Here is a 12,994-nt window from a genome sequence, read left to right as displayed (position 1 = left end):
CGCCACTCCCCGTTTCACCCGATCGCGCGCAAGGTGGGTCAACCCCGCTGGGAGCGTATATCTTCGCCCGTCAACGCCGACGACGTCAATCTGTTGACGACGTCAACAGGTATCTCCCGTAGTTGAAAACACGAGGTCCGTGCCGTTCTTGTCGGGCGTCAGCCGTAGGCTGCCGTCGGAAAGCAGAGGGGGAGACGATGACTGACGACCGCAAGACGACCGTGCCCGTGTGGACGCTGGCGACCGCTGACGTCCGAGTGCCGGGGTTGACCGCGGGCGAGTCGATGACGGCTGAGCGCCTGGCAGAACTGCGCGGAGTGCTGGCCGTCCTGGCTGACGAGCCGATCGTCACACTTGAAGCGCATCCGCTGCCCGACGAGATCGACCGCGGCCGTGGCATCCCGCTCGACGCCGCGAGTCCCCTGGCGCAGCACCTGTCGCAGTTCATCACGCAATCGGCGCGAAGCTCCCTGACGGTGGCCAGGGCGACCACTTCCGGCGAGAGCCTGTATCGCATGGTGGTTCCGGCGAAGGTCGCCGCTCAATTCGGGCAGGGCCTCGTTCGCCCGATGGCGGCGAAGGGGGCGGCCGGCGGCATCTACGGTGACCTCGTGAACTCGGCGGGCAGGATCGCCTCCAAAGCAACGTTCGTGCCGGTCGGAGGAGCGGCAGCGGCGGGCACGGTCGGCGGGGCCGGTGCGACCGTCGGTGCCGCGGCCGTCGGCGGCACGGCACTCGCCGTGGCCGCTCCGCTCGTGCTCATGGCCGTGGCGGTGGGGGCGAGCGCGCATGCCGACTACAAGCGCCAGCAGGCCATCGAACACATCACGGAGCTCTTGGAGCAGCTGCAGGAAGACAAGCTCGACGACGAGCGCAGCGCACTCGACGGCTGCCGCGGTGCCATCGACAAAGCCACTGCCATCCTGCTTGACCAGGGCAAGCTCGGTGTCTCGCTGGGACTCGACTCGGCGGTGTATGCCATCGACACAGCGCTGAGCAAAGCCGACAGCCGCCTTGCCCGGTGGCAGACGGCACTCGACAAGCTGCCCGATGGCAAGGCCGTCGAGATCGGCGCGCTGACCAAGGCGTTCCCCGGCATCGACGACGAGGGCGGCACCTTCCGCGCCCACCTCGAACTCGCCGCCCTGGCCATCGCGTTGATGCGGCGGGTCGTCGTCCTCCAGGCCGTCGAGCACGCCCAGAGCGACTCCGGCAACCCGTTCGAGCACTTCGCCCGCGCACTCAGGCGCGACCAGCAGCGCCTCGACGAACTGGAGTCGAGCATCGCCGGTGTCCTGGAGCGGCTGTCGGTGCTGGAGCTGGCCCGCTCGTCCAGTCTGGTGCCCCTGATGCACATCGGTGACGTCGATCGCCTGCTGCGCGCGGCGAACCGGATTCGCCGGCTGGGCGACGAGGTTGCGGCCGACCACCGTGCGACAGACGTGGCGATCGAGATCGCCCGGAACAAGGACGGCTCGGTGGTCGTGTTCCCCGCGCTGCCCGCGTAGGCGCGCTCGCATCCACGTGGTCGCACGAAGGACACGAAGAGGCCGAGGCCCCGCCAACCTGAGTGCAGGGTGGCAGGGCCTCGCCGGTTCCTAGATGTCCCGGAAGATCTCGATCTGCGCGCCGATCGAGTTGAGGCGCTCCGCGAGGTCCTCGTAACCCCGGTTGATGACGTACACGTTGCGCAGGACCGACGTGCCCTCCGCCGCCATCATGGCGAGGAGGACGACCACGGCCGGGCGCAGGGCCGGCGGGCACATCATCTCGGCGGCGCGCCAGCGGGTCGGGCCCTCCACCAGGACGCGGTGGGGGTCGAGGAGCTGGAGGCGGCCGCCGAGGCGGTTGAGGTCGGTGAGGTAGATGGCGCGGTTGTCGTAGACCCAGTCGTGGATGAGGGTCTTGCCCTGGGCCGTCGCCGCGATCGCCGCGAAGAAGGGGACGTTGTCGATGTTCAGGCCCGGGAACGGCATCGGGTGGATCTTGTCGATCGGCGCCTCCAGCTTGGAGGGGCGGACCGTCAGGTCGACGAGGCGGGTGCGGCCGTTGTCCGCCGCGTACTCCGCCGAGCGGTCGTGGTCGAGGCCCATCTCCTCCAGGACCGCGAGCTCGATCTCCATGAACTCGATCGGGACCCGGCGGATGGTCAGTTCGGACTCCGTCACCACCGCCGCGGCGACCAGGCTCATCGCCTCGACCGGGTCCTCGGAGGGGGAGTAGTCGACGTCCACGTCGATCTGCGGCACGCCGTGCACGGTCAGGGTCGTGGTGCCGATGCCGTCGACCCGGACGCCGAGGGCCTCCAGGAAGAAGCACAGGTCCTGGACCATGTAGTTGGAGGAGGCGTTGCGGATGACGGTCACGCCGTCGTGGCGGGCGGCCGCCAGGAGGGCGTTCTCGGTCACCGTGTCGCCGCGCTCGGTCAGGACGATCGGGCGGTCGGGGGAGACGGACCGCTCGACCTGCGCGTGGTACAGGTTGTCGGTCGCCGTGACCTCAAGGCCGAAGCGGCGCAGCGCGATCATGTGCGGCTCGATCGTGCGCGTACCGAGGTCGCAGCCGCCGGCGTACGGCAGCTTGAAGCGGTCCATGCGGTGCAGCAGCGGGCCGAGGAACATGATGATCGAGCGGGTGCGGATCGCGGCCTCGGCGTCGATGGACTCCATGTCGAGCTCGGCCGGCGGCACGATCTCCAGGTCCACGCCGTCGTTGACCCAGCGGGTGCGGACGCCGATGGAGTTGAGGACCTCCAGGAGCCGGAAGACCTCCTCGATGCGGGCGACGCGGCGCAGGACGGTGCGGCCCTTGTTGAGGAGGGAGGCGCAGAGCAGCGCGACGCAGGCGTTCTTGCTCGTCTTGACGTCGATGGCGCCGGAGAGGCGGCGGCGGCCGACGACCCGGAGGTGCATGGGGCCCGCGTAGCCCAGGGACACGATCTCGCTGTCGAGGGCTTCGCCGATCCGGGCGATCATCTCAAGGCTGATGTTCTGGTTGCCGCGCTCGATCCGGTTGACGGCGCTCTGGCTCGTGGCCAGCGCCTCGGCGAGCTGCGTCTGCGTCCAGCCGCGGTGCTGCCGGGCGTCACGGATGAGCTTGCCGATGCGTACGAGGTAGTCGTCTGCCATGGCGTCACGTTATCTCAGATATGAGATGGTGATCGACATCGGGTGGGCCATCAGGGTGAACCGGTGTGTACGGTCGGGTGGCGCGGTTCGTACAGGGGGAGTTCGGTGCCGCTCGGCAGCCGGACGGCGGCGAGCAGGCCCCAGCCCTGGTCGGTGATGGCCCGTGAGATCTCCGCGCCCCGGTCCTCCAGGGCCGTCAGGGTGTCGGTGAGGTCCTCGCACATGAGGTAGACCTCGTGCATCGGCTCGTCCGTCGTGGGATGCACCGCGATCTCGGCGGGCGGCAGCCTGAAGATGAGCCAGCCGCCCCCGGCGTCCACGTGCTCGAAGCCGACGACGTCCCTGAGGAAGGCCCGATCGGCCTCCGCGTCCCGGGTGTACAGAACCACGTGCGCGCCGCTGAACATGGTTCGATCCTCGACGCGCGCCACGGGTACGGCCATTCGTGCGCGTCCGTACGGGTAAGTCGGTCATGTCCTCGACGCGGTGCGAGCCCCGTGGGCCTCGCGTGCCGCGAGCGGCCCCGGCGGGCGCGCGGTGCCCCCCGCCGGGCGACGGCGAGAGCGAAGTCTCGTGGAGGACCCCCGACTCGGACTGTTCCTCCGGGGAGCTCCTCCGGCTCGAACCGCCGAGGTCGGCGAGCCGGGCACCGGGGCCGGCGGCCTGACCGGCGGGCGGGCGCCGCTCCCGGGCGGCGGGTGGGGCGACATACCGCGATCGACGGCCGCCCGGGCATGACCGGAAGGCGGGGATGCACTAGAGTTATCTCGACATCGAGATAACTGCTTACGGCGCACTGCGGCCGCCCGCCCAGTAAGGGTTACCTAACTTAGCCTTACCTTAGCGGATCGGCGAGAGGTCGTGGCGGCAGCATGACGGTAGTACGCGCACATTGATGAAGGAGACTGTCGTGTCGGCGAACAGCTTCGACGCCCGCAGCACGCTGCGCGTGGGCGACGAGTCGTACGAGATCTTCAAGCTGGACAAGGTCGAGGGCTCCGCGCGCCTCCCTTACAGCCTGAAGGTCCTCCTGGAGAACCTGCTCCGCACCGAGGACGGCGCGAACATCACCGCCGACCACATCCGGGCCCTCGGCAACTGGGACTCGCAGGCTCAGCCGAGCCAGGAGATCCAGTTCACGCCCGCCCGCGTGATCATGCAGGACTTCACCGGTGTGCCCTGCGTCGTCGACCTCGCCACCATGCGCGAGGCCGTCGCGGCCCTCGGTGGCGACCCGGCGAAGATCAACCCGCTGTCCCCGGCCGAGATGGTCATCGACCACTCCGTCATCGCCGACAAGTTCGGCACCAACGACGCCTTCGCTCAGAACGTCGAGCTGGAGTACGGCCGCAACAAGGAGCGCTACCAGTTCCTGCGCTGGGGCCAGACCGCGTTCGACGACTTCAAGGTCGTCCCGCCGGGCACCGGCATCGTCCACCAGGTGAACATCGAGCACCTGGCCCGCACGGTCATGGTCCGCAACGGCCAGGCGTACCCCGACACCCTCGTCGGCACCGACTCGCACACCACCATGGTCAACGGCCTCGGTGTGCTCGGCTGGGGCGTCGGCGGCATCGAGGCCGAGGCCGCGATGCTCGGCCAGCCGGTCTCCATGCTCATCCCGCGCGTCGTCGGCTTCAAGCTGACCGGCGAGCTGCCCACCGGCACCACCGCCACCGACCTGGTGCTGACCATCACCGAGATGCTGCGCAAGCACGGCGTCGTCGGCAAGTTCGTCGAGTTCTACGGTGAGGGCGTCGCCGCCACCTCCCTCGCGAACCGCGCCACCATCGGCAACATGTCGCCGGAGTTCGGCTCCACCGCCGCGGTCTTCCCGATCGACGACGAGACCCTGAACTACCTCAAGCTCACCGGCCGCTCCGAGCAGCAGGTCGCGCTCGTCGAGGCGTACGCCAAGGAGCAGGGCCTCTGGCTCGACCCGGCCGCCGAGCCCGACTTCTCCGAGAAGCTGGAGCTCGACCTCTCCACGGTCGTCCCGTCCATCGCCGGCCCGAAGCGCCCGCAGGACCGCATCGTCCTCGCGAACGCCGCCGCGCAGTTCGCCCAGGACGTCCGCAACTACGTCTCCACCGCCGACGAGGCCGGCGAGGAGTCCTTCCCGGCCTCCGACGCCCCGGCCGTCAGCAACGGCGTCCCGTCGAACCCGGTCGAGGTGACCGCCCCCGACGGCACGACCTACACGATCGACCACGGCGCCGTCACCGTCGCCGCGATCACCTCCTGCACCAACACCTCGAACCCGTACGTGATGGTCGCCGCCGCGCTCGTCGCGAAGAAGGCCGTCGAGAAGGGCCTGACCCGCAAGCCGTGGGTCAAGACCACCCTCGCCCCGGGCTCGAAGGTCGTCACCGACTACTTCGACAAGGCGGGCCTCACCCCGTACCTCGACAAGGTCGGCTTCAACCTCGTCGGCTACGGCTGCACCACCTGCATCGGCAACTCCGGCCCGCTGCCGGAGGAGGTCTCCAAGGCCGTCAACGAGCACGACCTCGCCGTGACCTCGGTGCTCTCGGGCAACCGCAACTTCGAGGGTCGCATCAACCCCGACGTCAAGATGAACTACCTGGCCTCCCCGCCGCTGGTCGTCGCGTACGCCATCGCGGGCTCCATGAAGGTGGACATCACCAAGGACGCCCTCGGCGTCGACCAGGACGGCAAGCCCGTCTACCTGGCCGACATCTGGCCGTCGGAGGCCGAGGTCAACGACGTCGTCGCCAACGCCATCGGCGAGGACATGTTCTCGAAGTCCTACCAGGACGTCTTCGCGGGCGACGCCCAGTGGCAGGCCCTGTCGATCCCGACGGGCTCCACCTTCGAGTGGGACGCCGAGTCCACCTACGTCCGGAAGCCCCCGTACTTCGAGGGCATGACGATGGAGACCACCCCGGTCACCGACATCGTCGGCGCCCGCGTCCTGGCCAAGCTGGGCGACTCGGTCACCACCGACCACATCTCCCCGGCCGGTGCCATCAAGGCCGACACCCCGGCCGGCAAGTACCTCACCGAGCACGGTGTGGAGCGTCGTGACTTCAACTCCTACGGCTCGCGCCGTGGCAACCACGAGGTCATGATCCGCGGCACCTTCGCCAACATCCGCCTGCGCAACCAGATCGCGCCGGGCACCGAGGGCGGCTACACCCGCGACTTCACCCAGGCCGACGGTCCGGTGTCGTTCATCTACGACGCCTCGCAGAACTACCAGGCCGCCGGCACCCCGCTGGTCATCCTGGGCGGCAAGGAATACGGCTCCGGCTCGTCCCGCGACTGGGCCGCCAAGGGCACCGCGCTCCTCGGCGTCAAGGCCGTCATCACCGAGTCGTACGAGCGCATCCACCGCTCGAACCTCATCGGCATGGGCGTCCTCCCGCTGCAGTTCCCGGCCGGCCAGTCGGCCGACTCGCTCGGCCTGACCGGCGAGGAGACCTTCTCCATCACCGGCGTCACGGAGCTGAACGAGGGCACCACGCCGAGCACGGTCAAGGTCACCACCGACACCGGTGTCGAGTTCGACGCGGTCGTCCGCATCGACACCCCCGGTGAGGCGGACTACTACCGCAACGGCGGCATCATGCAGTACGTGCTCCGCAACCTGATCCGCGGCTGACGCATCGGGTAGCAGGCATACGGCAAGGGCCCCGCTCCTCTTCCGAGGAGCGGGGCCCTTTCGTTCGTCACGCACGCCCCGTCTCACGACGGGAGCGAGGATCAGAACATGAGGCGGTAGGTGTTCCAGCCGCTGGAGCCGATGAGGACACGCGGCTTGAACGGCGAGGTGGCGGAGCCACTGCCGCTGTAGCGGTACAGCCGACCGGACGTGTCACGGGCGAGCAGGTCGCTGTGGCCGTCCCAGTCGAGGTCGCCGATGCCGAGCAGGGTGTTGTAGACGCCCCAGCCGCTGCCGATCTTGGTGCGGCCGGCGAACGGCGCCTTGTAGTCGCCCGTGCCCTTGTACAGCCACAGGACGCCGCTGCCGTCGCGGGCGACGATGTCGGCCTTGCCGTCACCGCTCAGGTCGCCGACGCCGGCGATCTGGTTGTAGATGTTCCAGCCGGTGCCGACCTTGTAACGGCTGGTGAGCTTGCCGTTGCCGTAGCCGAGGTACAGCCACAGGGTGCCGTACGAGTCGCGGGCGATGATGTCCGCGGCCGCGCCGCCGCCGAGCTGACCCGGCGAGACGATCTTGTTGTAGATGTTCCAGCCGCTGCCGACGGTGGTGAACGAGGAGGAGGTCGACTCGCCGGCGCCGTAGGCCATGGTGCCGGAGGTGTACCAGATCCAGGTGTCGTCGGCGATGCCGTCGCCGTCGTTGTCGGCCTGCTGCGCGTTCTTGACGCTGCCCCAGGTGTTGGTGGCGTAGTTGCGCGCTTCGAAGCCGCCGGAGCCGTTCGGCTCGTACCACCAGAGGGTGTCGCCGGAGACGCCGTTCAGGAAGCGGAGCTCGGCGTCGGCCGAGGCGGCCGCGGTACCGGCGTCGGCGGTGGCCGAAGCGGTGGAGGAGGGCTTCACAGCGCTGGGGGTGGCCGGCGCGTCGGCGGCGTAGGCGGCCGTCGTGGTGCCGACCAGAGCGGCGGTTATCGCCGCGACCGTGACACGGGACACGATGCCCGCGCGGTTCAGGCCAGAAGAGTTGGCCACGTAGATCTCCAGATCCGTATGGAACAAGGCAGGTTCCACCGCGCGCCCGTGCCGGAGGCAGGGCGCGGCGGGGACCTCTATGATCCAGGATCCTTCTCACGAGATCTTCACCGGGCAACTGGTTTGTGACACGGCTGTTTCAATGCTGAACATATGTCCCCTTTTATCCCTTCCCTCCCGCGCGCCGTCGCGCATCCCGGCGCGGGCCCGGGGGATGGGGTGACCCTGATGCCGTGTCAAGGGTGTTGCGCGGCGAATGCTTGGACGAAACGCCGCAGATCCAGCGTGCTTATCCCGGAGGTCTCAACTCGGGAAAGATGGCCGTGGAAAGCTGGTTTCGATCTTGCTCCCGTGAAGGGAAGTGGACTATACCTGTCGGCGTCCAGCCAGTCGGAGCAATCCGCCGACGGCCCGACGCGTGCACGACCCGGCTGCAATTGACCGCGGTGGCGGGGCCCTTCGCCTGTGGCGAGTGAGAAACGGGCGACCGGTACACCGCCTGAGTCCTGAATGAAGGCGAGGACTTGAGCATGGGATCCACCTCCGCACACAACGGTGAGGGCCTCGGCCGTCGCGATCTGATCAAGCGTTCCGCCGCTGTCGGTCTGATCTCCGTACCGACGATGGGCTTCCTGTCCGCCTGCGCGAGCAGCGGTGACGGTGGCAACGAAAAGGTCGAGAAGGGCACGAAGTCCGAAAAGAACCCGCTCGGGGTGAACGAGTCGGCGGGGCTGGAGTTCGTCCTCTTCGACGGCGGTTTCGGACAGCAGTACGCCAAGGACGCGATCAAGGTCTATGAGACCAATTACCCCAAGGCGACGGTCAAGTTCACCCCGACCCAGAAGATCACCACCACGCTGCAGCCGCGCTTCAACGGCGGCACCCCGCCGGACCTCATCGACAACTCCGGCGCCGAGCAGATGGACATGGGCGTCCTCGTCGGCCAGAAGCAGCTGGCGGACCTCACCCCGCTCCTGGACGCGCCGTCCATCGACGACCCGAGCAAGAAGGTCCGCGACACGCTGCGGCCGGGCATCGTCGAGATGGGCCAGTTCGACGGCGACCCGGTGTGGATCATGTACTACGCGTACACGGTCTACGGCGTCTGGTACTCGCAGAAGCTGCTCGACTCCCTCGACGCGAAGTACCCCGAGACCTGGGACGAGATGCTGGCCGTCTGCGAGAAGGCCAAGAAGAAGGGCATCGCCGGCTGGACGTACGCCGGAAAGTACCCGTACTACGTCCCCTTCTCGCTGTACCCGATGATCGGCAAGGTCGGCGGCCGCGAGGTCCTCGACGCCATCGACAACCTGGAGCCGAAGGCCTGGGAGCACCCCGCGGTCAAGGCCTGTTTCGAGGCGTACTACGAGCTCGTCAAGAAGGGCTACATCCTCAAGGGCACCCCCGGCCTCGACCACATCCAGTCGCAGACCGCCTGGACCGAGGGCAAGGCGCTGTTCATCCCGAACGGCTCCTGGGTCGAGAACGAGGCCGCGAAGACCATGCCGGCCGACTTCGACCTGGCCGTCTCCGCCCCGACCGGCATCGACTCCTCCGACAAGATGCCCTTCGGCACCATCTGGGCGTCCGGCGGCGAGCCCTTCATCGTCCCGGCGAAGGCGAAGAACCTGGAGGGCGGTCTGGAGCAGCTGCGCATCATGCTCAGCGAGGACTCCTCCAAGAACTTCACCAAGTCCGTGAAGTCCCTGACCGCCTTCAACGGCGGCACCGACGGCATCGACCTGACCCCGGGCCTCAAGTCCGGTGTCGCCGCCCTGGAGAAGGCCGGCCAGAACGTCGTCAACCCGCGCCTCCAGGACTGGTACGTCGCCCTCCAGAAGGAGAAGATCGGTGTCGCCGGCCTCGGCGAGATGATGGCCGGCCGCGCGACCCCGGCCGAGACCATCAAGAAGATCCAGAAGTTCGCCGATGAAGCGGCCAAGGACTCGAGCATCAAGCACTACAAGCACTGAGACACACAGTGCCGGGGTCCCTTCCCGCCGACCGGGAGCGGGCCCCGGCCCCTTGGCGCGCGGCACCAGCAGCGCGTGGCACCAGCGGGGCGTCTCCGCGGGAAGATCGGGGTCGGTAGGAATGCAACACGGCAAGTACCGTTTCATCGTGGGGTTCCTGGCGGTGCCCCTCGCGCTCTATACGCTGTTCGTCATCTGGCCGTTCGTCCAGTCCATCTACTACTCGTTCACGGACTGGACCGGACTGAGCCCCGAATTCGGGATGGTCGGATTCGACAACTACAGCAGAATGCTGGACGACGAGATCTTCTGGAAATCGCTCCAGCACAGTCTGACCTTCGCGGTGGTGCTGCCGCTGGTGACCGTGGGGCTCGCGCTCTTCTTCGCCTTCATGCTCAATGTCGGCGGTCGGCGCCGCAGGGGCGCGGCGATCGCAGGTGTGCGCGGTTCCTCGTTCTACAAGATCGTCTATTTCTTCCCGCAGGTGCTGTCGATCGCGATCGTCGCGCTGCTCTTCCAGTTCGCGTACAACCCGAACAGCGGAGCCATCAATTCCGTACTGAAGGGCGTCGGTCTCGGCAGCATCCAGCCGGACTGGCTCGGCGATCCGGACCTCGCCCTCATCTGCGTGATGGTGGTCCTCGTCTGGTCCACGGTCGGATTCTTCGTCGTCCTCTTCTCGGCCGGCATGGCGTCCATTCCGAGGGACTTCTACGAGGCGGCCCTGCTCGACGGCGCCAACCGCTTCACCACCTTCTTCAAGATCACCCTGCCGCTGCTCTGGGACACCGTGCAGTCGGGCTGGATCTACATGGGCATCCTCGCGCTCGGCGCGGAGTCCTTCGCCGTCGTGCAGATCATGACCGTCGGCCCCAACGGCGGCGGGCCCGACTTCTCCACCATCGTCCTTCCGCTGTACGTGTACCAGAAGGCGTTCCGGGACGGTCAGGCCGCCTACGCAACGACCATCGGCGTCGCGCTCCTCATCGTCACGCTCGCCTTCGCGGCCGTCGTGATGAAGCTGGGCCGGCGCGAGCGGCTGGAGTTCTGATGAAGACGACCGACACTGCCACCACCGGCGTCGGGACCCCCGGATCCCCGGCCGGCCCCGGACCCGCGGTCACCAGGACGGCGGCGCCCGCGCCGCGCAGGACCGCCAAGGCCGAGGGCGCGACCCTGAACGTCTTCTCGCACGGCGTCCTGATCATCTGGGCGATCATGGTCGTCATGCCGCTGCTCTGGGCGGTCATGACCTCCTTCAAGGACGACAAGTCGATCTTCACCTCGCCGTGGGCGCTGCCCGACAGGCTGCACTTCGAGAACTGGTCGCGTGCCTGGACCGAGGCGCACATGAGCGACTACTTCCTGAACACCCTCCTGGTGGTCGGCGGCTCGCTCGTCGGCACGCTCCTCTTCGGCTCGATGGCGGCCTACGTCCTGGCCCGCTTCGAGTTCCCGGGCAACCGCTTCATCTACTTCCTCTTCATCGGAGGGATGAGCTTCCCGATCATCCTGGCGCTCGTGCCGCTCTTCTACGTGATGCAGAACATGGCCCTGCTCAACACGCTGCACGGCCTGATCCTGGTCTACATCGCGTACTCGCTGCCGTTCACCGTCTTCTTCCTCACGGCCTTCTTCCGCACCCTGCCGACCTCGGTGGCGGAAGCGGCCTTCGTGGACGGCGCCTCGCACACCCGGACGTTCTTCCAGGTGATGCTGCCGATGGCCAGGCCGGGCCTGATCAGCGTCGGCATCTTCAACTTCCTCGGCCAGTGGAACCAGTACCTGCTGCCGACCGTGCTCAACACCGAGCCGGAGAACAAGGTGCTCTCGCAGGGCCTCGTCCAGCTGGCCGTCAGCCAGGGCTACAAGGGCGACTGGTCCGGCCTCTTCGCCGGCCTCGTGATGGCGATGCTCCCGGTCCTCGCGGCGTACATCGTCTTCCAGCGGCAGGTGGTGGCCGGTCTGACCGCCGGCGCCGTGAAGTAACCCCGCTGTCGCAGCTTTCCAGGGCCCCCGGCGCACCCGCGCCGGGGGCCCCGCGCGTCGTGTGACCCGCGCCGTCCGACCCTCAAGCTCTTGACGGGAACCGAGCCGAAAGAGTCCCCTTAGAGTTCACATGTTGGAGAAAACGGTGGGAGTGAGTGAGTCGATGGAGACTCCGGGGTCGCAGACGTCTCTGCACAGGGCCAATCTCGAACGGGTCGTCCGGGCGGTGCGCATGGCCGGCTCGCTCACCCAGGCGGAGATCGCCCGGTCGACGGGCCTCTCCGCCGCCACGGTCTCCAACATCGTGCGGGAGCTGAAGGACGGCGGCACCGTCGAGGTCACGCCCACCTCCGCGGGGGGCCGGCGGGCCCGCAGCGTCTCGCTCTCCGGCGACGCCGGCATCGTGATCGGCGTGGACTTCGGCCACACCCACCTCCGGGTCGCCGTCGGCAACCTCGCCCACCAGGTGCTCGCCGAGGAGGCCGAGCCGCTGGACGTGGACGCCTCCGCCGCCGAGGGCTTCGACCGGGCGGAACAGCTGGTCAAGCGGTTGGTCAGGGCCACCGGCATCGGCTACGACAAGGTGATCGGCGTCGGCCTCGGCGTGCCGGGCCCGATCGACGTCTCCTCCGGGACGCTCGGCTCGACCTCGATCCTGCCGGGCTGGAGCGGCATCAACCCCGCCGAGGAGCTCTCCGCCCGGCTCGGCGTCCCCGTGCACGTCGACAACGACGCCAACCTCGGCGCGCTCGGCGAGCTGGTCTGGGGGAGCGGCCGGGGCGTCAAGGACCTGGCCTACATCAAGGTGGCCAGCGGCGTCGGCGCCGGACTCGTCATAGACGGACGGGTCTACCGGGGGCCGGGCGGCACCGCCGGCGAGATCGGGCACATCACCCTGGACGAGTCGGGACCGGTCTGCCGCTGCGGCAACCGGGGCTGCCTGGAGACCTTCACCGCCGCCCGCTACGTCCTGCCGCTGCTCCAGCCGAGCCACGGCCCCGATCTGACCATGGAGCGGGTCGTCCAGCTGGCCCGGGAGGGCGACCCCGGCTGCCGCCGGGTGATCGCCGACGTCGGACGGCACATCGGCAGCGGCATCGCCAACCTCTGCAACCTCCTCAACCCCAGCCGTGTGGTGCTCGGCGGCGACATCGCCGAGGCCGGCGAGCTCGTCCTCGCGCCCATCAGGGACTCCGTCTCGCGGTACGCGATCCCCAGCGCCGCCCGGCAGCTTTCGCTGGCCCAGGG

9 protein-coding genes are annotated in these 12,994 nt (G+C 68.3%); 6 read left to right on the top strand and 3 right to left on the bottom strand.

Annotated elements, in window-relative coordinates; translation table 11 throughout:
- Positions 1-197 precede the first annotated feature (197 nt).
- Positions 198-1,508, top strand: coding sequence for a hypothetical protein (locus CCN56_RS08030; RefSeq protein ID WP_086824980.1), 1,311 nt, complete (start codon positions 198-200; stop codon positions 1,506-1,508).
- Between the two features lie 90 nt (positions 1,509-1,598).
- Here the strand turns inward: CCN56_RS08030 and CCN56_RS08025 are convergent, their stop codons facing one another.
- Together CCN56_RS08025 and CCN56_RS08020 are read right to left on the bottom strand one after the other, a co-directional pair.
- Entirely contained in the window at positions 1,599-3,128 is a 1,530-nt protein-coding gene (locus tag CCN56_RS08025; RefSeq protein ID WP_086824978.1) for a UDP-N-acetylglucosamine 1-carboxyvinyltransferase, read from the bottom strand.
- A 50-nt stretch (positions 3,129-3,178) separates the two neighbouring features.
- Positions 3,179-3,535: a VOC family protein gene (locus CCN56_RS08020; RefSeq protein ID WP_086825001.1), complete on the bottom strand. Its 357-nt coding sequence runs from the start codon at positions 3,533-3,535 to the stop codon at positions 3,179-3,181.
- Between the two features lie 503 nt (positions 3,536-4,038).
- On the opposite strand from CCN56_RS08020, the gene acnA reads away from it, so the two are divergent.
- Positions 4,039-6,753, top strand: a complete 2,715-nt coding sequence (gene acnA / locus CCN56_RS08015; protein WP_086824976.1) for an aconitate hydratase AcnA — start codon at positions 4,039-4,041, stop codon at positions 6,751-6,753.
- 101 nt (positions 6,754-6,854) lie between these two features.
- On the opposite strand, the gene CCN56_RS08010 is transcribed toward acnA, so the two are convergent.
- Entirely contained in the window at positions 6,855-7,811 is a 957-nt protein-coding gene (locus CCN56_RS08010) for a VCBS repeat-containing protein (RefSeq protein ID WP_256961851.1), read from the bottom strand.
- Positions 7,812-8,314: 503 nt separating this feature from the next.
- On the opposite strand from CCN56_RS08010, the gene ngcE reads away from it, so the two are divergent.
- From ngcE to CCN56_RS07990, 4 genes are all read left to right on the top strand, one after another.
- Entirely contained in the window at positions 8,315-9,757 is a 1,443-nt protein-coding gene (ngcE, locus tag CCN56_RS08005; RefSeq protein ID WP_086824974.1) for an N-acetylglucosamine/diacetylchitobiose ABC transporter substrate-binding protein, read from the top strand.
- A gap of 121 nt (positions 9,758-9,878) precedes the next feature.
- Positions 9,879-10,808, top strand: a complete 930-nt coding sequence (locus CCN56_RS08000) for a carbohydrate ABC transporter permease (protein WP_086824972.1) — start codon at positions 9,879-9,881, stop codon at positions 10,806-10,808.
- The gene (locus CCN56_RS07995; RefSeq protein ID WP_086824970.1) at positions 10,808-11,746 is read left to right on the top strand and encodes a carbohydrate ABC transporter permease; all 939 of its coding nucleotides are present in this window, start codon (positions 10,808-10,810) and stop codon (positions 11,744-11,746) included. The genes CCN56_RS08000 and CCN56_RS07995 overlap by 1 nt, the downstream gene beginning before the upstream one ends.
- A 163-nt stretch (positions 11,747-11,909) precedes the next feature.
- The coding region (locus CCN56_RS07990) for an ROK family transcriptional regulator (RefSeq protein ID WP_107484108.1) at positions 11,910-12,994 on the top strand (1,085 nt) is incomplete at its 3' end.

The sequence above is a fragment of the Streptomyces sp. NRRL B-24572 genome, assembly GCF_002156145.1.
Lineage (GTDB): Bacteria > Actinomycetota > Actinomycetes > Streptomycetales > Streptomycetaceae > Streptomyces > Streptomyces vietnamensis.
Note: the sequence above shows the minus strand (reverse complement) of the source record. Positions and strands in the feature narration are given on the sequence as shown.